At 55.4% G+C, this 25479-nt stretch carries 25 protein-coding genes and 1 pseudogene; 13 read left to right on the top strand and 13 right to left on the bottom strand.

Annotation, left to right across the window (positions count from 1 at the left end; all coding sequences use genetic code 11):
* Positions 1–29: 29 nt before the first annotated feature.
* Positions 30–281 carry an FmdB family zinc ribbon protein gene (locus LEPIL_RS19820; RefSeq protein WP_002775385.1) on the bottom strand — a complete coding sequence of 84 codons (252 nt, stop codon included), beginning with the start codon at positions 279–281 and terminating at the stop codon, positions 30–32.
* A 172-nt stretch (positions 282–453) separates the two neighbouring features.
* Between LEPIL_RS19820 and LEPIL_RS19815 the strand changes: the two genes are divergently transcribed.
* From LEPIL_RS19815 to LEPIL_RS23985, 3 genes are read left to right on the top strand one after another with little or no spacing between them, the layout of a single operon-like run.
* On the top strand, positions 454–1014 hold the full coding sequence (locus tag LEPIL_RS19815; RefSeq protein WP_052608462.1) for an MFS transporter: 561 nt from the start codon (positions 454–456) through the stop codon (positions 1012–1014).
* A gap of 52 nt (positions 1015–1066) precedes the next feature.
* Complete coding sequence (locus LEPIL_RS19810; protein ID WP_052608285.1) at positions 1067–2419, top strand: transposase; 1353 nt, start codon at positions 1067–1069, stop codon at positions 2417–2419.
* Positions 2383–2643 (top strand): transposase, encoded by a 261-nt coding sequence (locus LEPIL_RS23985; RefSeq protein ID WP_343287598.1) that lies wholly within the window; start codon positions 2383–2385, stop codon positions 2641–2643. Before LEPIL_RS19810 ends, LEPIL_RS23985 begins: the two co-directional genes overlap by 37 nt.
* Before the next feature lie 28 nt (positions 2644–2671).
* Here the strand turns inward: LEPIL_RS23985 and LEPIL_RS23980 are convergent, their stop codons facing one another.
* Complete coding sequence (locus tag LEPIL_RS23980; RefSeq protein WP_245826838.1) at positions 2672–2809, bottom strand: hypothetical protein; 138 nt, start codon at positions 2807–2809, stop codon at positions 2672–2674.
* Here LEPIL_RS23980 and LEPIL_RS19805 point away from each other — a divergent pair.
* From LEPIL_RS19805 to LEPIL_RS23825, 4 genes are read left to right on the top strand one after another with little or no spacing between them, the layout of a single operon-like run.
* A complete protein-coding gene (locus LEPIL_RS19805) occupies positions 2768–3532 on the top strand; it encodes an MFS transporter (RefSeq protein WP_245826837.1) in 765 nt (254 codons plus the stop codon). The genes LEPIL_RS23980 and LEPIL_RS19805 overlap by 42 nt on opposite strands.
* A complete protein-coding gene (locus LEPIL_RS19800; protein ID WP_002775383.1) occupies positions 3510–4535 on the top strand; it encodes a DUF2804 domain-containing protein in 1026 nt (341 codons plus the stop codon). The genes LEPIL_RS19805 and LEPIL_RS19800 overlap by 23 nt, the downstream gene beginning before the upstream one ends.
* On the top strand, positions 4529–5695 hold the full coding sequence (locus LEPIL_RS23830) for a glycoside hydrolase family 2 protein (RefSeq protein ID WP_211208659.1): 1167 nt from the start codon (positions 4529–4531) through the stop codon (positions 5693–5695). The genes LEPIL_RS19800 and LEPIL_RS23830 overlap by 7 nt, the downstream gene beginning before the upstream one ends.
* Positions 5626–6327: a hypothetical protein gene (locus tag LEPIL_RS23825; RefSeq protein ID WP_211208658.1), complete on the top strand. Its 702-nt coding sequence runs from the start codon at positions 5626–5628 to the stop codon at positions 6325–6327. Before LEPIL_RS23830 ends, LEPIL_RS23825 begins: the two co-directional genes overlap by 70 nt.
* Before the next feature lie 53 nt (positions 6328–6380).
* Here LEPIL_RS23825 and LEPIL_RS19790 read toward each other — a convergent pair whose 3' ends face one another.
* Positions 6381–7283, bottom strand: a complete 903-nt coding sequence (locus tag LEPIL_RS19790) for a UbiA prenyltransferase family protein (protein ID WP_002775379.1) — start codon at positions 7281–7283, stop codon at positions 6381–6383.
* Positions 7284–7323: 40 nt separating this feature from the next.
* On the opposite strand from LEPIL_RS19790, the gene LEPIL_RS19785 reads away from it, so the two are divergent.
* On the top strand, positions 7324–8199 hold the full coding sequence (locus LEPIL_RS19785; RefSeq protein ID WP_002775377.1) for a glycosyltransferase family 2 protein: 876 nt from the start codon (positions 7324–7326) through the stop codon (positions 8197–8199).
* A gap of 114 nt (positions 8200–8313) precedes the next feature.
* Positions 8314–8889, top strand: coding sequence for a TetR/AcrR family transcriptional regulator (locus tag LEPIL_RS19780; RefSeq protein ID WP_002775375.1), 576 nt, complete (start codon positions 8314–8316; stop codon positions 8887–8889).
* On the opposite strand, the gene zupT is transcribed toward LEPIL_RS19780, so the two are convergent.
* The 4 genes and pseudogenes from zupT to LEPIL_RS19755 all read right to left on the bottom strand — a co-directional run bounded on the left by zupT (position 8872) and on the right by LEPIL_RS19755 (position 15782).
* Positions 8872–9678, bottom strand: coding sequence for a zinc transporter ZupT (gene zupT / locus LEPIL_RS19775; RefSeq protein ID WP_002775367.1), 807 nt, complete (start codon positions 9676–9678; stop codon positions 8872–8874). The two genes, LEPIL_RS19780 and zupT, sit on opposite strands and share 18 nt — an antisense overlap.
* A gap of 372 nt (positions 9679–10050) precedes the next feature.
* Positions 10051–10302, bottom strand: a pseudogene (locus LEPIL_RS19770) (ribbon-helix-helix protein, CopG family); the annotation flags it as partial.
* A 1361-nt stretch (positions 10303–11663) separates the two neighbouring features.
* Positions 11664–13787 (bottom strand): glutamine synthetase III family protein, encoded by a 2124-nt coding sequence (locus tag LEPIL_RS19760; protein WP_002775359.1) that lies wholly within the window; start codon positions 13785–13787, stop codon positions 11664–11666.
* A 177-nt stretch (positions 13788–13964) separates the two neighbouring features.
* Positions 13965–15782 carry a sodium:solute symporter family protein gene (locus tag LEPIL_RS19755; RefSeq protein ID WP_002775357.1) on the bottom strand — a complete coding sequence of 606 codons (1818 nt, stop codon included), beginning with the start codon at positions 15780–15782 and terminating at the stop codon, positions 13965–13967.
* A 12-nt stretch (positions 15783–15794) separates the two neighbouring features.
* On the opposite strand from LEPIL_RS19755, the gene LEPIL_RS19750 reads away from it, so the two are divergent.
* The gene (locus LEPIL_RS19750) at positions 15795–16706 is read left to right on the top strand and encodes a DMT family transporter (RefSeq protein WP_002775355.1); all 912 of its coding nucleotides are present in this window, start codon (positions 15795–15797) and stop codon (positions 16704–16706) included.
* Here LEPIL_RS19750 and LEPIL_RS19745 read toward each other — a convergent pair.
* Genes LEPIL_RS19745 through pdhA form a run of 6 tightly spaced genes read right to left on the bottom strand, consistent with a single transcriptional unit; the run spans position 16653 to position 22408 of the window.
* Positions 16653–18329, bottom strand: a complete 1677-nt coding sequence (locus LEPIL_RS19745) for a hypothetical protein (protein ID WP_002775353.1) — start codon at positions 18327–18329, stop codon at positions 16653–16655. The two genes, LEPIL_RS19750 and LEPIL_RS19745, sit on opposite strands and share 54 nt — an antisense overlap.
* Positions 18326–18661: a PilZ domain-containing protein gene (locus LEPIL_RS19740; RefSeq protein WP_040919162.1), complete on the bottom strand. Its 336-nt coding sequence runs from the start codon at positions 18659–18661 to the stop codon at positions 18326–18328. Before LEPIL_RS19740 ends, LEPIL_RS19745 begins: the two co-directional genes overlap by 4 nt.
* 59 nt (positions 18662–18720) lie before the next feature.
* Positions 18721–18975, bottom strand: a complete 255-nt coding sequence (locus LEPIL_RS19735; protein ID WP_157135121.1) for a hypothetical protein — start codon at positions 18973–18975, stop codon at positions 18721–18723.
* Between the two features lie 27 nt (positions 18976–19002).
* Positions 19003–20463: a dihydrolipoamide acetyltransferase family protein gene (locus tag LEPIL_RS19730; protein ID WP_002775349.1), complete on the bottom strand. Its 1461-nt coding sequence runs from the start codon at positions 20461–20463 to the stop codon at positions 19003–19005.
* 25 nt (positions 20464–20488) lie between these two features.
* Entirely contained in the window at positions 20489–21466 is a 978-nt protein-coding gene (locus LEPIL_RS19725; protein ID WP_002775339.1) for a pyruvate dehydrogenase complex E1 component subunit beta, read from the bottom strand.
* A gap of 12 nt (positions 21467–21478) precedes the next feature.
* A complete protein-coding gene (pdhA, locus tag LEPIL_RS19720) occupies positions 21479–22408 on the bottom strand; it encodes a pyruvate dehydrogenase (acetyl-transferring) E1 component subunit alpha (protein ID WP_052608542.1) in 930 nt (309 codons plus the stop codon).
* A gap of 678 nt (positions 22409–23086) precedes the next feature.
* On the opposite strand from pdhA, the gene LEPIL_RS19715 reads away from it, so the two are divergent.
* The 3 genes from LEPIL_RS19715 (at position 23087) to LEPIL_RS19705 (ending at position 25453) form a co-directional block, all read left to right on the top strand.
* Positions 23087–23593: a DinB family protein gene (locus LEPIL_RS19715; RefSeq protein WP_002775334.1), complete on the top strand. Its 507-nt coding sequence runs from the start codon at positions 23087–23089 to the stop codon at positions 23591–23593.
* An 84-nt stretch (positions 23594–23677) separates the two neighbouring features.
* Complete coding sequence (locus LEPIL_RS19710) at positions 23678–24451, top strand: M15 family metallopeptidase (RefSeq protein ID WP_002775333.1); 774 nt, start codon at positions 23678–23680, stop codon at positions 24449–24451.
* Between the two features lie 78 nt (positions 24452–24529).
* Positions 24530–25453, top strand: coding sequence for an alpha/beta hydrolase (locus tag LEPIL_RS19705; protein ID WP_002775331.1), 924 nt, complete (start codon positions 24530–24532; stop codon positions 25451–25453).
* The last annotated feature ends 26 nt before the right edge of the window (positions 25454–25479 follow it).

The following is a 25479-nucleotide window of genomic DNA, read 5'->3' as shown; positions in this document are numbered from 1 at the left end:
TCAAATAGTTTTCGGATTCGCTTTCCAGCTCAGGAATCCGAAGAGCTGCTTGATCCGCTTGATGCCGGAGCGGCCGAAGAATCGCCGCCCGACGAGCCCGGTTTCTTGTAGTCGGTGACATAAAATCCGGAGCCCTTGAATACGATTCCGGCACCGGCTCCGATCAACCGATCGACATGCCCCTTACAGGCGGGGCATTCGGTATGCGGATCGTCTTTCATGGACTGGAACGCATCATACGTATGGCCGCAATCCCGGCACTGATATGTGTAGGTAGGCATGAGCCAGATCTCGGTTCGAAGCGTGCCCGGTCAAGCAGAATCGAAGATCGTGCTGCACCACAGCGCCCGCGCATCCGGCGAGCCCAAAAATGCTTGTAACCGAACTACGTCCCCCGTCACAGTACATTAAAAAACAAATGTTCGGAATCCGCCTCGGGCGGAGGGAAGGGTCATGAGCGAACGCATACCGGCGAAGATCTGGACGGTCTTCACACTTTTCGGGCTGATCGGACAGGTGGCCTGGACCATCGAGAATATGTATCTGAACGTCTACCTCTACAAGACGGTGACGTTTGATCCCGATGCCATCGCCGCGATGGTCGCTGCGAGCGCCATCGTCGCCACGGTAGCGACGCTGACGATGGGCGCCCTCTCGGACCGACTGGGCCGCCGACGCATCTTCATGTGGTCGGGCTATATCATCTGGGGCGTTTCGATCATAGGCTTCGGCTTCATCAACAAAGAGACGGTGGGGAGCTGGTTCCCGGGTTTCGAGGTCGTCGCCGCGACGGTGACGCTGATCATCGTACTCGACTGCCTCATGACGTTCATCGGTTCTACGGCTAACGACGCCGCCTTCAACGCCTGGGTAACGGACGTCACGCATCCGACGAATCGCGGGAAGGCCGAGGGGCTTATTGCGACGATGCCGCTGCTGGGTATGCTCGTCGTTTTTGGAGCGCTCGATGGTTATACACAGCGGGGCGAGTGGAGAGTCTGTCGAAAAACCTGAATCAATTCTGAATTCCCCTGGAAATTACCGGCCGGGTAGATTATCGGGGAGCATGGCACGCTACAAACAGCCTGACTCTGATCAGAGCCAGATCGTTATCTTGAATTTCTCGGAGTTGTTTCCGGAGGATCATCCCATCTCCCGCCTGCTTGAGACGGTCCGGCGGCTAGATCTCAGCCGCTTTGATGCGAGTTACAGGAATGATTCGAAGCAGGGAGGTCGCCCGGCCATGCCGCCCGACCGAGTTCTGGCTATCATCATCTATTCATTGTTGTATGGAAACCTTTCCATGCGAGCCCTTGAGCGAGATCTCGGACAGCGTGCAGATTTGATGTATCTGTCCGGTGGGATGGAGATGGATCATTCAACCCTCGGAAAGTTCCGGCTGAGGCATGCGGCAGCAATTCAGGAATTGTTCACGCAGACAGTGTTCCTCGGTATCGAATCGGGATTCATCGATCTGGATACCGTCAGCATTGACAGCACAAAGATCAAGGCCAGTGCAAACAGACGGGATATAGGCACTCGCGAGGAACTTGAAAGGCGTTACGAGCATCTTGAATCTGTCTGTAAGAAACGCTACGATGAATGGGAGGCATCACAGAACGATGCAGAACAGGAATTACTGGCAAAGAAAATCCAACAACTGGAGATCCAGAAAGAGAAGCTGTCTCTGGGGCTGGAGTTCTTGAAATCCAGACCTGACCGAAAGCGAGTTCATCTTACAGATCCAGATGCAGACTGGCACAAAGACGGATCCAACAGCTTCATCGTGGGTTATTCGGCCCAGAATGCAGTGGATTTCCAGAGTGGCATGATTGTTTATCAGGAAATTGTTACGGGACAGAGCGACAGTACATTCACCAGTTCGCTTGTGAACAGAGTTGAGGGCGTAAAGGCGGAGTTCCTTCCCAAAAAAACAGACGAAATCAAATACGTTCTCGATTGTGGATATGCGAGCGAGAATATTCTCAAAGAGCTTACAGGGCATGACCTCTATATGCCAGACCGGGAACTGGCACACAAGAAGACCGGCGGTAAGATCAAGCCGGAGGAAAGAAATGAGGCTGCCGCTGAACCGCCTCTGATTGAGAGCAGCCATGCCTTGTTGCAATTCCACTACGACCGAGACAACGATTGCTTTCAGTGTCCGGCCGGCGAAATCCTCACCTTCCAGCGCGAGAGAAATCTACAGGGAGTCCTCTACCGGCACTATCGACGTTATGGCTGTTCCCGGTGCTCTATGAAAGAGCAATGTATTGGCCCGGAAGGCAAGCGCAAAGAGCTCTGGATTCAGACCAAACATATTCCCGATTTACAAGTCCGTAGTTTACCTCCCCATCATGGAAGCAAAAAAAGAAAACGGGGATGCGGTCTATTTCCAATCCCCTTACCCTTCTCATGAGAGAGAAGCTGGCAACTCCAGATGGGAAGAAAACCTATGCTCGCCGATTTCCATCTGTCGAGGGCGTCTTTGGTGTGATGAAAAGTGCTCGTAATGGCTGGCAGTTCTTGCGGCGAACAAGAGAAAGGGTTCAAGTTGAATGGTCTGAGCGGTGCATTGCCCATAACCTTGCCCGAATGATCGGGTTTGTCCGGGTAAATCCGATTGCGGCTGACAATATCTGAGCAAGAGCCCGGTCGGGCGACCGGGAGCTCACGCGCTTAACGAGATAGGTTTTTCGACAGACTCTGGAAGGCCTTCTTTTTTATCGTCGGTATCGTCGTCATCATCGCCGGCGTCCTGGGCTTCTTGCTTGTTCAGGATGTACCCCGCCAGCGCGCGCAGACCCACTACATGAAAGATCTTCTCTACGGCTTTCAACTCTCGACGATGAAGCAGCACTGGCTGCTCTATACCGTTTATATGAGCATCTGCATCCTCGGAATTGCGCAGCAGGTATTTCTTCCCTACTTCATCATCTACTTTGAGTTTTATCTCGGCATCAAGGATTATGCCCTGCTTCTTGCGGCCATCCTCATCTTCGCCTCGCTGATCAGCATCCTTGGAGGACGCCTTGTCGACAGGTTTGATAAAAAAGGCCTGCTCATCGGCTCTATCGTCGTCTATCTTGCCGGAATGATGGCCATCTACCTTTCGGGTGTGGGATTCAAGACGTTCGACCTGACGGCGCAGCTGGTGACTGCCGGAGCGGCCATCATCATGATGGGATCGTATCTGATCTCGATGGTCGTGCTCAACTCGGCGGGACGGGATCTCCTGCCCGTATCGCATATCGGGGTGTTTTCGGGCATCCGTATGTTCTTTTTTATTATGATTCCGATGGTGGCCGGCCCCTTTATCGGATCGGCCATTATCAAAAGCAGCGACTCCACCTACACGGACGCCTTCGGCGTTATCCAGTCGACGCCCATTCCTGAGATCTATCTGGGCGGCACGCTCGTCGGCCTGCTTGCCTTTATTCCCGCCGGCATCATCATAAAGGCTATGAAAAGCGACCGATACAAAAATCTCGCACAACCTGGAAAAGCCCATGAACAGAAGAATCACAACTGAGCATCCCCTGCACGACGAAAACGGGGATTTGATCGAGGTCGGCTATGCTACGAAGCCGCTTCTCACCTACGACCGCAGTCGCATCCGCGCATCAAAATTTCGCATCAAAGAATGGGATTACTATTTCGTCGGTAATCGACAGAAAGGGCTATCCTTCGTCGTCGCCGATAACGGATATATGGGTGTCGGAGGCGTCACCGTATTTGATTTCGAGAAGCGTCACAAGCAGGACTGTCAGAGGTTTTCGATACTGCCGCTCGGTGGCTTGAATCTGCCCCCGACGAGCTCATCTGGCCGCACCCTCTTCAAAAAGGGAGGCATGCTCATAGATATGGAGGCGAGCCCGGAACAGAAGCAAATCACGATCGACATCGACAACTTCGCAGATAGAAAGCCATTCCATGCCGAGCTTGTTCTGAACGAGATGCCCGAAGAGACGATGGTCATCGTCACGCCTTTCGAGAAAAGGCATGCCTTCTATTATAACGAAAAGGTGAACTGCATGAAGGCCAGCGGAGGTTATACGCTTGGTGATGAGTCCGTCGATCTCACCGGCAATCGCGCCGTTCTCGACTGGGGCCGCGGCGTATGGACCTACGACAACACCTGGTACTGGAGTTCTCTATCCGTTGACCTGCCCGATGGCAGCACGTTCGGCTTCAATCTGGGTTATGGATTCGGAGATACGTCGGCGGCGAGCGAGAATATGGTCTTCTACAAGGGCCAGGCTCATAAGCTCGGCGAGGTTCATTTCGGTATTCCCGCAAAAAACGGCCGCGACGATTTTATGTCCGCCTGGAATTTCACATCGGACGACGGACGTCTTGCGTTAACCTTCGAGCCCGTTTTCGAGAATCGCACAGACGTCAATCTGCTTCTCATACGGCATGACGCTCATCAGGTCTTCGGGCAATTCACGGGCAGGGTCGTTCTCGACGACGGGACGGCGTTGAATATCGAAAAGGCCTTCGGATTTGCAGAAAAGGTACGCAACCGATGGTAAGAGATTCGAGCTTCGATCGGCAAGAAGGCACCACGCTTCGCACACCGTGGGCGGATGCGATTGATCCGGATAACGTTCTCGCTGAATACCCTCGCCCTCAGATGCGGCGTGATAGCTATCTGAATCTGAACGGATACTGGTCTTACTCGATCAACGAGAGCGAGACCTGCTCTTCTTATGAGGGGAAAATCCTCGTTCCCTTCTCGCCTGAAAGCGTCCTGTCCGGCGTGCAGCGCTCCGTCCGCCCCGGCGAATACCTCCACTATCACAGGAAGATAACATTGCCTCACGGCTTCATGAAAGATCGACTTGTGATTCACTTCGGAGCGGTCGATCAAACGGCGACGCTTTTCATCAATGATCGCGAGGTCGGCACGCATACGGGTGGATATACGCCCTTCCGTTTCGACATTACGGACTTCTTAACGGGAGATGAGATCGACATCAGGCTTGTCGTCACCGACATCAGTGATACCGGATGCCATCAAACGGGCAAACAACGCATCGAGAGAGGAGGTATCTGGTACACGCCGCAATCGGGCATCTGGCAGACAGTCTGGATGGAAAGCCTGCCTTCTACGCATATCAGAGACCTGCGACTGACGCCGCTCTATCATGAACAGGCTCTGAAGATAGAAGTAGACCGTACAGGAACGGGCGTCGTCAGCGTAGAGGCGCGCCTCAACGGAATCGTGCAGGGTACGGCCCGGACCGACGGCGATACGATCGTTCTTCCCCTTAAAGAATTACACGCCTGGACGCCCGAGACGCCGCATCTCTATGATCTGACCGTGCAGTGCGGCGACGACGTTATCCAGAGCTATTTCGGCATGCGCCATTTCGAGATGCGAAAAGACGCAAAAGGCCGGACCCAGTTCTATCTGAACGGCAATCCGTATTTTCAGACAGGCGTCCTTGATCAGGGATATTATCCGGATGGACTGTTAACGCCACCATCCGACGAAGCGATGATCTACGATATCGAGCTGATGAAAAGCATGGGATTCAACATGCTGCGCAAGCATATCAAGATCGAGCCTCTGCGTGGTACTATCATTGCGACCGATTGGGCATGCTTGTCTGGCAGGATATGGTTAGCGGAAGCGAGCGCAAGGACATCCTCTTTCATGGAATTCTCGCCATCGCCGGTATTCATCTGAAAGATCATCGCTATCGTCTTTTCGGTCGTAAGAACGCCGAAGGCCGTCGGCAGTTCGAAGTGGAGCTTGCAGAGATGCTCGCACATCTGAAAAACACGGTCTGCATCAACACGTGGGTTCCCTTCAACGAAGCCTGGGGGCAGTTTGACGCCCGGCGCATCGCCGATTCCGTCGCCTCCATCGACAGAACGAGACTGATCGATCATGCCAGCGGATGGTCCGATCAAAAAGTCGGGCACTATCACAGCAGGCATATCTACTTCACAAAAATCCGCTTTGCGCGAAAAGACGCCCGAAGGCGCATCCTGGCATTAACCGAATTCGGCGGATACAGCCTTCCGGTCGACGGACATCTATTCGATGCGAAGAGGATCTTCGGCTATAAGGTATTCAAGTCGCAGGCAGATTATCGAAAGGCCGTTACTGACCTTTACTCCAGACAGGTGCAGCCGCAGATAGAGAAAGGGTTATCCGCCCTCGTGTACACACAGGTATCGGACGTCGAAGACGAGGTAAACGGATTCGTCACATATGATCGCAGGATCGTCAAGATGGACGTCGAGGCGATGAGATCGATCAACGACGCCCTGCTGCGCGAGTTCAAGCGCACCCAGGATCTCCCGGCGTCGTAAGGTCTGCACTCAGAACCCTTTCCGTCCCGAAACTCAGGAGGCCGGGTCGGATTTTAAGCGTGCAGATATTCGAAGTAGAAGATCAGCCCGAAGCAGACGGCCACCCAGGCGAAGATGACGAAAGCCAGAAAAAGATCGGCGAGCAAGACGTCAGACGGATTGCCGTCGATCTCTGCCGGCGTATCAAGCAGCGTGTAATACCTGAAGATTCCCATCACGACGAAGGGAATCGTAAGATACAGCATGGACCCGGCATGCGTTCCCTGAATCGTGTACAGCGAATAGGTCATGATGGCGAGACCGGCTGAGATATCAATGAAGCTTTTCAGCGACTCACGCCGGTACTGTCCGCCAAGCATGGGTTCGGCTGGAGCATTGGAGATCTCGAAGTATCGCTTGTAAAATCCAAGGAAAAGCGAGATGAAAAAGGTGCAGCTCAGAAGCCACGGAGAAGCCTCCACCTCAATGGCATAGGCGCCGGCCAGGACACGCAGCACGAAACCCACAGAGATGATAAAGACATCGAGCAGAAGGACGTTCTTACCGTAATACGTGTAAAAGACGTTCATAGCGGCATAAGCGAGAACGATGCCTGCGGTAATCGTGCCGGCCTGTGAAGCGAGAAACAATCCAGAAACGGCAAGAGCCACTCCGATAAGAGCCCCCTCCAGCGCAGAGACGGTCCCGCTTGCAAGCGGACGCTTCTTTTTCTTCGGATCAAGCCGGTCGAGTTCGCGATCCTTCCAGTCGTTGAGCACGTAGATGGCGCTTGCCATGAAAGAGAAGCCAAAAAACGCGAAGGCGATTTCAGAAAGGATGACGAGGGAGTAATCGGCAAAAGGCTCGGTCACAAGCGAGATGGCCTTTGTAGAAAAGACAAAGGGCAGGAAAATAAAGCCCGACTTCGTCCATTGATATACGCGAATCAACCGCACATAAGCCTTTACTTTTTGCACCCGTCCAGAATTCCCTGAAAAACTGCAGGGTCAACCATATATGCCCGACGTTTCCGTAATCATCCCCGTTCGCAAAAGGCCGCAGCTGCTCAAAGAGGCGCTCGCCTCGGTCCTTGCCGGCACTGTTCTACCTGACGAGATCCTCGTCGTGCTGGACGGCTCGCGCGAAGAGCTTCAAGCCGATGCCTATGCCGCTGAAGAGATGCGCTCGCTCTGCCGTAGCGACACAACGTTGACCATCCTCTACGGGCCTGGACGCGGCCCTGCTCTGGCGCGAAATATCGGAGCGGCTCGCGCCCGCCACTCTCTACTTGCCTTTCTCGATTCCGACGACCTATGGCAGCCGCATAAATTGCAGGAGCAGCTTGCGTATATGACACAGCGTCCGCACCTGCATGCGTCGCATTGCGCCGAGACATGGCTGAAGGGCGGCACATCAATCACGGTACCGGCTCGGTTGCAACCCTCTCCCGGTCGTCTTTTCGCCGAGTCTCTTGAGCACTGCCTCGTATCGGCAAGCTCCGCAATGATCCGACGTTCAACCTTCTTCGCGCTGGGCGGATTTGATCCGGCCCTGCGCGCCTGCGAGGACTACGACCTCTGGATTCGTTATTTCCTGCGACATCCGATGGGCATGGTTCCGCCGATTCCCGTTCCGCATGTGGTCAAGAGATCGGGGCAGTGGCAGCAGCTCAGCGCGACGCGCAGCATCGATCGCTTTCGCGTGCAATCCCTGTACAAGATCTTGCAGACAGAGCAATTGACAGATGAGCAGAGGGGTATCGTTCTTATTGCTTTGAAATCAAAATGGAACATCCTGAACGCTCAGAAAAAAAAATACGGATTCCCAGATAATGCGGACTATGATAGTCTGGAAAAAAACATAGAGCCTGTTTTGAAAGCAGGCAAAGAATAACGGAGCTCCGGAATTCGTTTGAATACCTGTGAATTCCGGCCTCATCCTGACGCCGCTGACATATAGAAGGCCGATGGAACTCTCGAAAAAAAAAGATCCTCAGCAGGCTCCTCTATGAACAGTCCAGAAAAACGAGAACTCATCCTGCGATGCGCTCTCAGCCTCATCATCGAACACGGCATTCATGGCACGTCCGTACCCGACGTTGCCCGCCGTGCCGGAGTCGCCGCCGGGACCATCTACCAGTTCTTTCAGAGCAAAGAACAGCTCATCGACACGCTCTATCAGGAACTGAAAACCAGTATGGGGGCGGCGTTGCTGCGCGGCTATGACGCCGACCTCCCGTATGAGGAACGTTTTCGATTGATCTGGAAGAATCTCTTCTTCCATTTCATAGAACACCCCGACGAGTTTCGCTTCCTGACGCGATATGTCGATTCGCCGATCATCAACGAGACCACCCGACGCGGAACCGACGAGTACAAGCCGATACGAAAGTTGCTTCGCGAGGCAAGACGGTCGGGCGCCATCCGCAATCTGAACTCCGAGATCACGCTCGCTCTGCTTTACGGGTCGGTCATATCGCTGGCCGACCTGCATCTGCGCGGAACGCCCATCCGCGGAAAGGTGCTTGAAGAGACGATACGATCCTGCTGGGATGCGGTGCGCGGCTCAGCCCAGCATCAATAGCGAGGCGGCCATCAGCGCCATGCCGGCCATGACGCTGTACACGGCCTCATGGTGTCGGCCATGCGCCAGCGCCGACGGCAGCAGCGAATCAAGAGAGAGAAAGACCATGATGCCGGCGACGGCGGCGAAAGAGATACCCATCACCGTTGGCCCGAGAAACGGCAGAAGCAACGTATAACCCAGAACGGCTCCGATCGGTTCGGCAAGGCCGGAAGCAAACGAATACAGAAGCGCCTTTGCCCGACTTCCTGTAGCGAAGTAAACAGGCAGGGCTACGGCCAGACCCTCGGGAATGTTATGCAGGGCGACGGCCAGCGTTACCCCCCATCCGAACTGCTGCCCGCTCAGATTACTGAAAAAGACGGCAGCCCCCTCAGGAAAGTTATGCAATCCGATAGAAAGGGCGGTCAGCACTCCCAGTCGGAATAGCTTATTCGCCGGCCTGTTTGTATCATGCTCGGGATCAAGTGCGGCCGCATCGTGGCTTTCATGAGGGTTAACTCTTTCGGGCACAAGACGGTCGATAAGAGCTACGACGATGATGCCGCCAAAGAAGGCAAGCACCGCATACAGCATCCCGCTCCCCGTTCCGGCACGATCAAATTCCTCGCGGGCGACGGGTAACAATTCCATAAACGAGATATACAGCATTACGCCGGCCGAAAATCCAAGCGAAAGCGAGAGAATGCTGCGATTCGACCGCGGAGCGACGATGGCAAGCACGCTGCCCAGTCCGGTCGATAGTCCGGCAAGGGTCGTGAAGAACAGAGCGCCGGCGACGTCATGCATGCAGGACAGAAATCAACGGCAATCGGCGCTGTCGATTGAAAAGAACTGAGCGACGAGGCTTCACTCTCAGGAGAATGGATACGGCGATACCCTCTCGTAGTTTGCAGCTCAGAATAAAAACCTCTTGTCCACGAAAAACACGAAATACGCGAACAGCAAATATAGAAATCCCATAAGCCATTCGCAAAGAGCCAATCCAAAGATTTTTCTAAATGAATGAGCAGATAGAGTGTTTATCAGTGAGGGTTCTCTTTCGTGCTTTTGGTGTATTTCGTGGATAAAATTCTTAGCCTTTTAAGGCATGGATGATATGAAAAACACGATTTCTGCGACTGGCCTCCAGGTCATAGTGCCATCAGATTTCTTAGTGCCTGTGCGTTTTTCATGTTTTGCCTGCAGGGACTCCTTCAGGTATTGTTTCCGGTTTACGGAGAGATCCTCTCTATCAGAAGAAGCAGCCCCGAATAAATCCTTACCGAGTTCATAAGGCGTCAGAGCACCCTCGCGTCTGGTGAGGTACTCCGCAATAGACTGTTTTATGATCTCGGAACGCGACTTACCTTCCAGACGGGCCATAGAACGTAGTCTTTTCTCCATCTCTTCGGGAATACGCAGGCTGATCATGAATCAAATGCGATACAGATTTGTAATGCAGTCAATCAGAAATCGAAGGAAAAATCAGTCTCTGCTGCAATCAATCTCTCTGCGGACGGTTATCTTATCGTTTTGAGGATCAAAAGGCAAGAGCTTGTAACCATGCTGCCACAGGTTGAGAGCGCCAGAAAGCACCGCTCTGGATCCCAGACTGGCTACGGCTCTCTTCTTTATCTGTCGAATCAAGCGCTGAGAAAAGCGATTGATCATGCGAAAGTCCCATTCAGACGGCGAGCCGAGATCCGGATACGTTGGACTCCACTTGTTTGCTCGGTTCAGCGAATTATGGTTTGTGTGCGATGATTCCAGGTCAGTCTTTGAATCTGACAGATGGAACTGGACTAAACCCCATCCACTTGCAGCATATCTATAGGATGCTCCACCGCACTTTTCCGGATCCAATGATACTCGCATCGGCGCAAACCCTGGTCCTGCATTTTTCACATAGAGCCGCAACGAAACTGCCTGATTCTTTTTACCGTGCTTCTCTTGCTCTTCGAATTTCAGCAGAATCGCTTCGACCGATCTGAATCGACGGAGCGGTCTTTCGTATTCAGAATAACTCTCATAGATCTCGCATTCATCGCGCTCGAACAAGAACCTCAGGACCTCTGTATGATCGCTGATTGTTCCATAATAATAACAACCCGGCATGGTGACAGCAATCCATTTCGCTACGGAGCGATGCGCTCTCAACGTCTATTCACGGTTAATACAGAGACAGCCCAAATTCATACCAAAAACACAGGGAGGATTGGAATAAAGGTTTACAAAGTGCATATCATCAACCCTGTAAACTTCCCTGTACTGGAAAACCTGGTAGTTGGTCGTGCAGGTGGATTCACCATACGGCATGGATGCAACGGCACGATGCTGGATTCCAGGTCCACTACGAACGTTCACATGACGACCGGCTACAGGTATACACGTTTCTGAATAAATCTCACCCCATGTTAACAGAAACAGAACGAGGATTCCTGACCTCTTCATAGTAAGACAGGCTTGATACAGAAACGCAGTTCAGTCAATAAGAAATCGAGGATCTTCTGTCAGGATTTCACTCATCGGCGAATCAATATTACGATATGCCAGCGGAGTTTCCAGCTAAGGATAAGAACCTCTTGTCCACGAAAATCACGAAATACGCGAAACTCGATCACAGAGATTTTATAGGCCGACACCGAAAGGCCAATCAATAAGTTCTAAATCAACAAAGTGAATGAGCAGATACATCACTTAACAGCGAAGGATTACTTTCGTGCTTTTCGTGTATTTCGTGGATAAAAGATGGAACGCGAGGCAGCTTGCGTTAGCCGCCTCGCACGTCACAGTTAAACCTTGAACAGCAGATCCTGATAGGTCGGCATCGGCCAGAAGTCCTGATCGACCAGACCTTCGAGAAGATCGGCGCTCTGGCGGGCCGTTCCCATCGCCGTGAAAACACGATCTCTCCAGAGTGAAGCCACTGCATACGTATCGCCATGGTGAGCGTTTTCGGCTTCGTCAAAGGCAGCACGCAGAGCGGCGATACCGGATCCGAAGTCTTTCAACAGAGAGCTTACCTGCTTCAGTCGATCCTGAGCGATCGACGTATCGGCACCCGTTCCTGTGGCAGCGACGGCGTTGATCGAATCGGCAAGCATCTTCGTGTAAGTGATGACCGACGGAATGATCATACGTTCCGCCATCTCAATCATCGCACCGGCTTCGATGCGGATGGTCTTGATGTAGGTTTCAAGCGTAATCTCGTAGCGCGCCTCAAGCTCGCCGGCCTTGAAGACCTTGTGCTTCTCATACAGCTTCTTGTTCTTCTCGGCGACGATGGCCTTCGCCGCATCGACGGTGTTCGCCAGGTTCGGCAATCCGCGACGGGCCGCTTCTTCAATCCAATCCGCCGCATAGCCGTTGCCGTTGAAGACGATGCGCTTGTGCTGGTGGATGATGTCTTTGATGATGGCCTTCACCTCTTCCTGAACGTTCGTCGCCTTTTCGAGGCGATCGGCGATCTGAGAGAGAGATTCGGCGACGATCGTGTTCAGCGTGAACACCGGAGCCGAAACGGACGAAGAAGAAGGAACCATACGGAATTCAAACTTATTGCCGGTGAAGGCAAAAGGAGAGGTACGGTTACGGTCAGAAGCGTCACGCGGCAGCGGAGGAAGCACGGACGTTCCGACGTCGATGAACCCGCCGGTGCGCGATCCGCGCGACTCGCCCGCTTCGATCTGCTCGAGGATGTCGGTTAACTGGTCGCCAAGATAGACCGAGATGATCGCCGGAGGAGCCTCGTTCGCTCCCAGACGGTGGTCGTTACCGGGATTGGCGGCCGAAACGCGCAGCAGGTCGGCGTATTCGTCGACGGCCTTGATGACGGCGGCGAGCATGAGCAGGAACTGAGCGTTGTCGTGCGGCGTATTGCCCGGATCAAGCAGGTTCTGCCCGTCGTCGGTCTGCATCGACCAGTTGTTATGCTTGCCCGAACCGTTCACGCCGGCGAAGGGCTTTTCGTGCAGCAGGCAGACGAGACCGTGACGGATGGCCACCTTCTTCATAACCTCCATCATAATCTGGTTATGATCCGAGGCGATGTTCGCCGTCGCGAATACCGGAGCAAGCTCATGCTGCGCCGGAGCGACTTCGTTATGCCGCGTGCGAGCCGAAACGCCGAGCTTCCACAGCTCTTCGTCGATCTCGCTCATGAAGGCCGAGATGCGCTCCTTGATCGAGCCGAAGTAATGGTCTTCCATCTCCTGACCTTTGGCCGGCTTCGCACCATACAGCGTGCGTCCGGTATAGATGAGGTCGGGACGTTGCTCATAGTATCGGCGATCGATGAGGAAGTATTCCTGCTCTGCGCCAAGCGTGGCGACGACCTTCTGCACCTTGCGGTTACCCAGAAGTCGCAGAACGCGCACGGCCTGCTTTGACAGGGCATCCATCGAAAGGAGAAGCGGAGTCTTTTTATCAAGAGCCTCACCCGTATACGAGCAGAACGCCGTCGGAATGCAGAGCGTCAGGCCGCCTTCATCCTCTTTCAGGAAGGCCGGCGAAGAGATATCCCATGCTGTATAACCGCGGGCTTCGAACGTGGCGCGCAGACCGCCCGAAGGGAACGAAGAGGCGTCGGGTTCGCCTTTGATCAGCTCTTTTCCGCTGAAGGTCATCAGAGCCTTGCCGTTTTCAGCCGGCCACAGGAAGGCCTCATGCTTCTCGGCGGTGAAGCCGGTCATCGGCTGGAACCAGTGGGTAAAGTGGGTGGCGCCATGCGAGATGGCCCATTCTTTCATGGCTGTGGCGACGATGTTCGCCTGCTCGGGGGTAAGCGAATCGCCCTTATCGATAACCTTGCGAATGGCCTTATAGGTTTCTTTAGGAAGATGCTCTTTCATGGCAGCGTCGTTAAAAACACGACTGCCGAATATTTCGCTGATGGATTTCTTTTTCTCACGCTTCATGACATTCTCCGCCTCGTTTATTAGTAGAGGCTTTCGGATTACCGGACTGTGTCGGCTCAACCTGAATTCCATGCGCCCGATGCCCTGCACGCGAATTTACAGGCGACCAGAAAAATCCTGTACAGGCCATCCGGCAAAGCGGAGGTCGGACTGCCCGATCGACCGGCCGCCCCTGAATCAGGAGAGCAGCCGGTGACCGCGAAAGCCCTGTACGGCCGGATAGCCGGCAAGCAGCATGACGACCGCCGCTATCAGGGCTGCCGTCCAGTTCGAGAACAGAGCGTAGCCGATCGTGAACATCATGGCGAGAACGGCCGTGCATGAGAGCAGCCACAATCCGACATGGGCAAAAAAGCGGCGGCCCGCACCCTCGGCGCCGGCAGGTCGGAACTCCGACCAGGCGCCCAGCGGATCGACTCGCTCGACGAAACGGCGCAGATGATCGGCATCAACGGGCGGAGTCAGCAGCGTGACGACGATACTGATCGACGCTGATCCGACGGCGACGGCAAAAAGCAGATGCTCGGCAGGCGCGTCGGGAAAGGCCGGATACAGAATCAGGCTGAGAGCAAGGGACGAGATCATACCCGACACCTCTGTCCAGGCGTTAGCACGCCACCAGATCCAGCGAAGGATCTGCGGCAGACCGAGCCCGGCCGCCATCGCAAGCAGGAACTTCCAGGCGGCCTCAATCGACGTCGTGTAGGTGGCGATGACCAATCCGACGATGGCGATGCCGATGACGCAGAGTCGGCTGACGATCATCTGCTCCAGGCGTCCCGCTTTGCGACGCATGAAACGCAGGTAGATATCGTTCACCAGATACGACGCCCCCCAGTTAATATGCGTATCAACGGTGCTCATAAAGGCGGCCAGCAATCCGGCAAGCAGGAAGCCGACGAGACCGGGATGCGGCGAGAGCACGTGATGGATTAAAACCGGATACGCCATCTCGCGATCGGCGCAGATCATCGCGCCGGCCCGGCTTGCACAGGCATCGGAAGCGGGCGGAAACAGAGCAAGGCCGACAAGGCCGATCATAACCCAGGGCCAGGTACGCAGTGCATAGTTAGCCACGTTAAACCAGAGCGAGCCCAGCTGGGCGTCCCGCTCGCTTCGCGCCGTGTTGATGCGCTGTGCGATATAACCCGTTCCGTCCGAGAAATACTGCGCCCACCACTGCACGACGAAATACACGCCGAAGACCGTCCAGGGGATCTGATTGAAGTCGGGAAAGAACGATAGCAGCCCCGGATCGATGGCCTCGACGCGATGCACGACCTGATCCATACCTCCTGCCGATTGCACGGCAAGATAGGCGAAAAGGATCGAGCCTCCCATAGCCATCGTGAACTGAATGAGATCGTTGATGACGCCGCTTCGAATGCCGCCCATGCTCGAATAGATCAGGATCACCGACAGACTCACAAGCAACGTCAGCGTGCTGTTCGGCGAATCGAGATGCAGCATAGACGGCCAGACAGAAACGAAGGCGTCGTAGGCGCCCGGCCCGATGAGTTCGCTCCAGCGAATATAGGGAAGAAAGATCTTGCTCAGCGAACGAAAGATCCATCCGAGGATGATGCTGTTCATGATGACGCTGAGATAGAAGGCCTTCGTTATCCGAAGCGTCGCCGCCGGACGTCCGCCATAGCGCAGCTCGGTGAACTCGACGTCGGTCAGCGCTCCGGTGCGTCGCCAGCGTTTCGCGAAAAATACGGTGACGGCCATGTAGCTCAGAACCCAGCTCCACCAGAACCAGTTTCCCGAGATCCCCTGCTTCGCTGTGATGCCGGCGACGGCAAGCGGCGTATCGGCCGAGAAGGTCGTGGCGACGATGGACGTTCCCAGCCACCACCACGCGAGCGAACGCCCGGCAAGGAAATAGGAGTCGACTCCGGACGCCGCCCGCTTTCGCATGGTGAAGCCGATTCCGATGACCAGGACGAAATAGAGGACGATGACAGATAAATCCAGAGCCGTTAAAGAGAACATCGGGATACGTTTATGATCCGCCGATTCCGGGCCGAGCTTTTTTTAATCCTCGCTACGATGATCTGGGGCGGCACCTTCCCTGCCATCAGCGTCTTTTTGCACTATGCCGACGCCGGCTATATCGTCGCCCTGCGCTTTGCCGTCGCCTCGCTCGTTCTTCTGCCCTTTCTTTTCAGCGGCGGATTTCTCACGCAGCTCAAGGCAGGCTTTCGCGACGGCATCGTGCTCGGCGCCCTCACCTTCTCGGGCTTCTATCTGCAAACGCTCGGCCTTGCCTATACGACGCCGGCGAAGTCCGCCTTTATCACCTATCTGCTCGTTATCTATGTACTCGTCTTTCAGGCCGTATGGGATCGCCGTGCTCCGACTCTCTGGAACTATATCAGCACCGCCGTTCTTCTGACGGGGGCCTATGTGCTCGTACAGCCTGCCGCCGGCGAGATCAACCGAGGCGACTGGATCACCTTTATCTCGGCCGGCGCCTTTGCCGGTTATATTCTCGCCGTCGATCGCACACATTCCGAGGGGCGCATGGCCTCGATTCTGTTTTCGCAGTTCCTGCTCTGCTCTGCCGCGGGATTCGCCCTCGCCTTGCTTAATGGTGCGCCCGCTCCTGTCTGGACGCCTACTTCGATCGCCCTGCTTCTGTATCTTGCCATTCCTGCCAGCCTGATCACGGTCTTTATCATGCTCAAGTACCAGCGCGCCACGACGCCTGTGCGCGCCTCGATACTCTATGCCATGGAACCGCTTTTCGCCACACTTATCGCCATCGTGTATCCGGGCATCTGGCCCGGCGCCCATGAATGGATCGGCGGCTTCATCATTCTTTTCGGAGTTATGCTCTCTGAGGCGTCGGCCTTTCTGCGCTCACGTTCGGTAGCGAAAAAGCCAGAGGTAAACGCCGAAGAAAAGCAGGTGTGAGCCGCATACAACGGGGATAAAAGCCGCGGGCATTGTAGCCGACCATTGTAGAGCGGATGGCTCAAACCGAAGAAGTAGAAATAGAATGAAAAGCGCCTCGGCCTGCGCCACGATCCACGGAAGAAGCGAGCCCGACGGACGCCCGAACACCGAGACGACATTCCAGACGTGAATCAGCATCCCCACAATCAGCACAAAAAAAAAGCGGGCGGCTAACTCTTTCTGAAGCTCGGGTCGGATCATGCGATCGACAACCTCATGCCCCCGATGCACGACGATTGCCAGGCCTTTCTCCGCATGCAAAACGGCGTTTGCTCCAAGCGTTAAAGCGGTATCGGGTATCTGTGTCCAGTGCTCAAGCTCGATCGGCCGGGCCGCCTGCTTGCGAATCGCCTCACCCGGCATCAAGTGGCTCCATTCAGGCAGCGAAGCGGGAAAGGCGGCCGGAACGGGCAGCAGCGCCGGCAATAATAGTGGAAAAAGCAGATAGATCGCACCCCGCCTCAATCTGTGAATCAAATACGAAATGATCGACGGCGCTTTGATCTTACGCGGCGGAAGCGGCGGCTCGATTACAAGATCGACCTCTTCGATTTGCAGTCTGGAGCGCAGGCGCAATCCGGTGGCGTATGCATAGCCGCTTAACTGATCGGGATGCACGTCGATGAGATCGCGAATCGCCTTATCTGAAAGAAGAAGATACAGAGGCTCGGGATCAGCGAATCCCGTCAGCCACCGGTTAAGAAATCGACGTGGCCACCATGGGCGCTCGGCGGCATCGAGACCGGCGACGACGTCGACCCTCTGTTTCGCCTGCATGCGCGCCTGCATGAGATCGAATAGATAGGCGGGCGCACAGCGCTGATCGTTATCCAGCAGAACGGATTTACCGCGGCTGTGCAGCAGCCCGCTGCGAATGGCCGCCGATCTTCCCGCCTCTCTGTAATGCTGCACATGAATCGTCGAACCCGATTTTGATGTCGGCATCACATTCTCTTCGACCGAAATCAGCTCGATCTCGTGCACGCGATGCTTCGCGATAAAGTTCTCCCACTGATGAAGGCGATCGGGAGTAATAGCGGGGATGATAACGCTGAGTCGCATGCCGTCCGTCTCGCGGTGACGTGCGGGGCTTTTCTGTACGATGACGAAAAGCTCGCGCCCGAAAAGACCGGCTAACGACGGAAAAAAAGACGTGACGAAACGCAGAGCGAAACGACGCAGAATGCTCTTCGGAACGGGCAATCCGGCAGGCGTTAGCTTCACGCGCCCTTTCGCGGGAATCGGGCTCAAGAACAGCAGCTGCATAGCCGCACCGCGACAGAAATCGCGAATAGCCCGCCGATTCCAGTGCTTTGTACGCAGAAACAATACGCCGATGCCACCGGCGCCGAGAGTTTGCAGCAGCGCCGCCAGCTCTCTGCTGTTCTCAGGGGCGTGCGCCGAATCAACCCAGATCCCATCGAGGCTTGCCGCCGGCGCCAGATGCACGGGAATAGGATAGATGCCTTCGGGAAAAAGCCCTTCGGGCGAAACGCCTTCGAAGTAACCGGCTCTCGAAGCATAGGCGGGTAAGAATCGTGAAAAGATCCGCCGCGCAAGGGCGGATTCCGAATAGATCAAGGTATTCCGTCTCCGATTTCGAGCTTGGACGCATCGCCAAGCGTGTCCATCAGCCAGGAGACGTCGGCATGAACTCCATAGAACATATCTCCATCATCGACCGAACGGGACCAGCAAATCACACCTCTGACGTCCTTCTCGATGCTCTTTTCTGGCCAGCTCAGCCTCCCGGCAATAGGATGCCCGGGGGCGACCTTCGGCGCCCCATGGCGCTTGAGGCAGAGACCGCCATCGGCTGCATTCACAACATCGAAACGCTCTCCAGCTTCGGACTGAAATGCGATTCCCAGATTGAAGACCATGATACGAGGGAACTGACGTCGATTATCCACGGTGCATTATGCCGCAGGGAAACGGCCGTGCAATATCTTTTTTTATCAAAGTCCCGTTCTTACAATTGCGAAAAAACTCCGAGAGCCGCTTTCTGCTTGATCCTCTGGTTCTTCGCATAGGCATCGGCGGCGCTTCCCCAGTAGAGATTAGATTCTGGATTATCTCCGTCTCCGAGTTGCGGTGATACGAGAACAATTCCCTGCCAGTCATTATCAGCAAGAGCGACAAAGACGATGATGCGCTTCTCTGCCTGAAGCGGCATGGTTAACAGGAACATGCCGAACAACAGGCTGTAAACGCATACGCGGCTCACTGCCGTTTGAAAAAAGGTCATGTCGCTTTATACAAGCAGAAGCGGCGGATGCTCCATAAAGTGCTTGAAGGTCGCAAGGAAGCTCGCCCCTTCCGCTCCGTCGACGACGCGATGATCGCAGCTCAAGGTCACGGTCACCGTCTTCGTCGCCACGACCTGCCCATCCTTCACGGTGGCTCTGTCAAAGATACCGCCGACGGCCATAATGGCCGCTTCGGGTTCGTTGATGATGGCGGCAAAATCGCGGATGCCGAACATACCCAGATTTGAAACGGTAAACGTGCCGTCGGAATACTCTTCGGGCTTCAGCTTGCGATCCTTCGCTCGCTTCGCCAGCTCGCGGATGCGCGCCGCCAGTTCGCGCAGGCTGAGCTGATCGGCGTTTCTCACGTAGGGCGTGATCAGGCCTTGATCAAGGGCGACGGCGATGCCGACATCGACCCGACCGTACTGCACGATATGATCGCCGCGCCAGGAGCTGTTCACAACCGGATGTCTCTTCAGAGAAAGGGCGCATCCGCGCACGATGAAGTCGTTAATCGAAAACTTCGACTCGCCTTCGGCAAGCCCCTGATTGATCTCTTCGCGAAGGGCGATCAGGGCGGTGGCATCGAACTCCGCCGTCAGATAGTAGTGCGGAATATGCGTCTTTGAATCCGAGAGCCGGCTTGCGATGACGCGGCGCATGCCCGAGATCTCCATTCGCCGATCGGGGGCGGCGGCAATCGATCGACCGGGCGATGAGCCGCGCTGCTTGATGAACTGTTCGACGTCGGAGGCCTTGATGCGCTTGCGATCGGCCGGTTGGATAACGCTGATATCGACGCCGTGCGCCTCGGCGATCTTGCGCGCAAGCGGACTGATCGGATGTCGTGTGCGATACGACGAGCGGGCCAGGGTTATATGCGCGGGCAGGGCGATAAGGCCGTTCAGCGAAGGCTCGTCCAGTAGCGGCCGATCGATCGTCGAGACGGCGACCGAGACGCGCTCCAGCGGATGCGCTGCGCGTAAGGGCTCTCCTGTTAACGCATCTTCGCGAACGGACGGCGCAGCGCTGGATTTCGCCTCGGGCCGCTCGCCGCCGCCCTGGAGCTGCATCTCAGGATCAGGGATAAGATTCTCGGCGACCGCCGACACCGGCCCCGCCGGCGGCTTCTCTTCGGATCGCGCCGGTGCAGGCGCCGCCCCCTGCTCGCGCAGAGAACGCAGCTGATCCTTCGCCTTCTGAAGCAGATCAGAGATGTCTTCGCCCACCTCGCCGATAATGGCAATCGGAGCTCCGACCGGAAGCTGATCGCCCTGCTCTACAAGCGTGCCCAGAAGCACGCCCGTATCAAAGGCCGCCATCTCCATCACCGCCTTATCGGTTTCGATCTCGGCGACGATGTCGTCGGGCGAGACGGCATCGCCCGGCTTTTTCGTCCACTTAACGAAGGTGCCGATCTTCATCGTCGGCGAGAGTTGCATCAGTTCAAGAATACGTGCCATGTTCGCGCTCCTTTCGGGCAGGTTCTCAGTATTTCATCAGCTCTTCGACGGCCTGAACGATCTTCACCGGATTGGGAAGGCTGAGCTTTTCAAGATTGCGGGCGTAGGGCATCGGAACGTCCTCCTGCGTTACCCGAAGGATCGGAGCATGCAGGTCATAGAAGCAGTTCCGCTGAATGAAATCGGCCACATGCGATCCCATCGAGGCGCGCGGCCAGCCCTCTTCGATGATCAAGACGCGGCCCGTCGCCGTAGCCGCCTCGATCACGGCCTGCTCGTCCATCGGGCGCAGGCTGCGCAGATCAAGAATCATCGGATCATAGCCGAGCTTCTGTATGGCGTCCATCGCCTCGATAGCGAAGGAGTACCCGCGTGACCAGGTGATGATCGTAAAATCCCGACCTTCTTTCTTCACTTCAGCCTTGCCGATAGGAACGAGAAACTCCTGATCGGGCACCTCGCCCGTCATGCCGTATAGCACCTCTCCTTCGATGAAGATGACGGGGTTATTATCGCGTATGGAGCTTTTCAGCAATCCGCAGGCGTCGGCGGGCGTCGCCGGCGCGACGACGATCAATCCCGGACAATGCACGTAAATCGACTCAAGGGCCTGCGAATGCTGGGCCGCCAGCATGCCGCCCGCCCCGGCCGGAGCTCGAAAGACCATCGGAATCGGTATCTGCCCGCCCGACATATAAAAGAGCTTCGCCGCATTCGAGTAGATCTGATCGATGGCCACAAGCGAGAAGTTCCAGGTCATGAACTCGATGACGGGGCGCAGACCGCACATCGCCGCTCCGACGCCTAACCCGGCAAATCCCTGCTCGGAGATCGGAGTATCGACGACGCGCTTCTCGCCGTATTTTTCAAGCAGGCCCTGGCTGACCTTATAGGCCCCCTGATAGGCGCCTACCTCTTCGCCCATCAAAAAGACGTTGTTATCGCGCTCCATCTCTTCGTCCAGGGCGCGGCGTAAGGCTTCTCTATAACTGATTACTGCCATGATGATCCTCGGTTAAACGGCATAGACGTCGGCATACAGATCTGACACGGGAGGCTCGGGCGACTCCTCGGCGAATTTCAAAGAGGCGGTGACGATATCTTTGATCTCGGCCTCGATGCGGGCGAATTCCTTCTCGGCGACGCCATTGAACTCAAGCATGCGTCGCGCTCGCAGAATGGCGTCGCGCTGTTTCCAGATCTCCACCTCTTCTTTTGTACGATACTTCGCCGGATCAGACATCGAATGACCGCGAAAGCGATACGTACTGATCTCAAGCAGCGACGGGCCGTCGCCTCTGCGCGCCTTCTCCACATGCTCCGAAACCTTCTTCTGTACGAAGAGGGCGTCGTCGCCGTCGAAAAGATCGCGATCCATATTATAGGCGACGGCGCGAATGCTCACGTCCGGAACGGACAGCGCCTTATACTCGGGCGTGCCCATGCTGTAATGGTTATTCTCGCAGATAAAGATGACGGGTAACTTCCAGAGCGCGGCCAGATTCAGGCCTTCATGAAAGGCTCCGATATTGGCGGCGCCTTCGCCGAAGAAACAGATGCACACGGCCTGTTCGTTGCGATACTGAATGGCCCAGCCGATGCCCGTTGCAAGGGCGACGTGACCGCCGACGATGCCGTGGCCTCCCATGAAGTTGCGGCGACGATCAAAGAAGTGCATCGAGCCGCCCTTCCCTTTGACGATACCGGTGCGCTTACCGAAAAGCTCGGCCATCAGCGCTCCGGGATCGCATCCGCGAGCAAGGGCGTGTCCGTGGTCTCTATAAGTAGAAAGTATGTAATCGCGCTCGTTGAGGGCGTTGATCGCTCCCGTGCCGACGGCCTCCTGTCCGATATAGAGGTGACAGAAGCCGCCGAACTTGCCCATAGCGTAGGCTCGCGCCGCCTCTTCTTCAAAGCGCCGGATCAGCACCATCTCGCGATACATCTTTTTCAGAAGATCAGTATCGGTCGAAGAGAGCTTTTCGATCGGGCGTTCCGTTCCCGGATTGACCTGTCGGACTTCCATGCATCAGCACCTCACGAACAGTGATGTGTTACATAATTACGACAGTGTGATATTTGCAAGACGTTTTCCATGAGAAGACCTTGCAAATAATAAAAAACATAGATTAAAAATAGAACAGTAGAAAACAGCGATAACTGAACGAGCGTCGGTTATCGCAGCGTTAACCGGAAAGCCAGAAGAGGGTGGACCACTGAGGGCGCGGAGGGTAGCAATTCAGAAAGGGTGTACCGCAGAGGACGCTGAGGGCGCGGAGGGAAGAGTGGGGGGGGTGAGGAGGTGTTTAGAGAGTTGTTGCGATAACGGCGCGGCGACGGAGGCCGGCACGTTGATGGGATGAAGCGCTCAGAATTTATTGACCGCGAAAAGCGCGAAAGGTTTGATCCGGGGATCGTCTTTCTTCGCTCTTCCCCTATCTGCTCTCATGCTTGCTCCTGGATTCCGGGTTCAACGGTGGTTCACCATTTCCTTTTTCGCGCCTTTCGCGTATTTCGCGGTTAAATTCTTCTGCCTTCACAAAGTGCGCTCAGCCGACTGCCCAATTCCTGCAATGCTGCTTTTTTTCCTGTGCAAAAAGGGTCTTTCATTTACCTTTGGATTATGAGCGCAAAACCCGAGATCTCCGCCTTCCTTGCCCTGTCGCACAGCGATCTGACGGGCGCCTATACGTCCGGAATCAGCAAGATTCATCCTGGCCTCGCCGATCTTACCGAAGAAAAGGCCGATCGCACCTTCGAGGGTGCTGCCGGGGCCTGGTCCTGCCGCATGCTTCTCGGCCATCTGCTCGATGCCGAGATGGCCTTCGTGCACCGTATGCGTCGTGCCGTCGCCGAAGAACGTCCGGCCTTCACCGTATGGCAGGAGGACGACTTCATCGATAAAGGCCTCTATCGCAGCGCCTCCATTGACGAAACGATGCAGGCCCTTCGCTCTCTGCGCAACTGGACGGGCTCCTGGCTGAAGTCGCTTGCCGGCGAAGAGTTTAGCAGAGTCGGATTGCATCCGCAGCGCGGCGAGCAGACCGTGCATACGATACTATCTTACTGCACATGGCATCTCGAACACCATGCACACTTCCTTGATGAAAAGATGAAACGACTGATTTAACTTGAGAGCGTCGCAGCCATTCTCCAGGAATGGCTCCTGACATTTGATTGACAACTTCATCGTGCGGGCGATACGTTCATCATCGTGAAACGTTTCTCCCGCCGTCTCTCTCTTCTTTTCCCGCTTTTCTTCTGTATTCTGCCGCTCTGCTCGCAGCCTGCCGGCGCTCCAGATCTGTATGGTGATATTGATCCGACGGCCTATCTTACAGGCCAGTTTGCTCCTGATCGTCATCCTGCCTTCGCTACGGCCGCTTCTTACGGCATTCCCGATCGCGGCCGCGGCATCTATCTGCGTCGCGAGGCTCTTGAGGCGATCCAGAAGATGTATGCCCAGATTCAAAAAGACCTTCCCGGCGTTCCGTTCTGGGTGCAGAGCGGAACACGCAACTTCGCCAGCCAGAAAAGCATCTGGGAATCCAAGTGGAACGGCAACGTGGCCGTTGGCGGCATCCGCCTCAATACGGTAAAAGATCCGGTGGAGCGAGCGCGGCGCATCCTTACGTATTCTTCTATGCCGGGCACATCGCGACATCACTGGGGCACGGACTTCGACATCAACAGCCTGACCGTCGACTACTATCGCTCGGGCGAAGGCAAGAAGCTCTATCAGTGGATGCTTGTCCATGCTCCGAAGTACGGCTTCTGCCTTGTTTATACAGAAGGCCGCAAGAAAGGCTATGAATTCGAGCCGTGGCACTGGTCTTTCAAACCACTATCAGCTCCTTTTGTTAAGGACTGGGAACGACTGCATAAAGAGAAGAAGATCAAAGGCGACGATCTGAAGTTTGCCGGCGCACCGTCGGCCTTTTCTCTGGCGCCTGAATACGTCGGTTCGATTAACGCCGAATGTCGATAGTATCAACAGGCAACGGAAGCGATTTCAACAAGAGATAAAGATCGGATCAGACACTGATCCGAAACGTAGAGAGGGGATATGCGAAAAGCGAACATAAAACGAGGGTCGGCGGCCGTCGGCGCTCTTCTGTGCATCTATTTCGGCGTGAGCTGGTATTTCAGCTCGCAGGTCGTCGCCTTTAACAGCCGGACCCTTGAAGCCGATCGAATTCGGTTAAAGATCGGCTCGGTGGCCGACTTCGGCCTGGCCGAACCTGAAGCCGTTTCTTTCCAGAATCCCGACGACGGCACGACGCTTCGCGGATGGTACTTTCGCGGCGATCGCCCCTGCGCCGCCGTCTTTCATCATGGCTTCAGCGGCACCCGCTACGGCATGCTGAAATATACGCCGCTTCTTAAAGATCAAAGATGCCATCTTCTGCTCTATGACGCCCGACGCCACGGCGAAAGCGACGGCGATTATGGCACCTTCGGATTTTACGAGAAGTACGATCTTCTTGCCGCCGTTGATTTCTTACAGAAGAAGACAGGCGTCGACGACGCACATACGGCGCTGATCGGCGAATCCTACGGAGCGGCCACATCGCTTCAGGCCGCCGGTCATTCCAAGCGCCGATTCTGGTTTCTGCTTGTCGATTCTCCCTACACGGCCATGCGCACGATCGTAACCGAACAGGCCGTGCAGCGTTATACACAGGGCAGCCTGCTCTTTACCGGAGGCGCTTTTGTCCTGGCCGGTCTGCGAGCCGGCTTTGATCCCGACGAATCTTCGTCGCTCAGGTACGCCTCGCAGGTCCGGGCGCCCGTCATGGTCGTGCATTCGCTCTCCGATACGTATACGGTTCCGCGACATTCCGAAGAGATCGCCTCGACGATGCTCAAGGCCGGCATCCGATGTCGCCTGCTTTTAACCGACTGGAATGCCGTTCATGCCCGGTCCATCGATGATAACTTCGCGCAGTATAACGCCGTCTTTCAGGAATTTCTGCAAGGACTGAATTGAGTCGGACTCTCGGGCCTTTGGATATG

The organism is Leptonema illini DSM 21528 (assembly GCF_000243335.1).
Taxonomy (GTDB): Bacteria; Spirochaetota; Leptospiria; order Leptospirales; family Leptonemataceae; genus Leptonema; species Leptonema illini.
The sequence above is the reverse complement of the archived record's forward strand: the minus strand, read 5'-3'. Positions and strand labels throughout refer to the sequence as shown.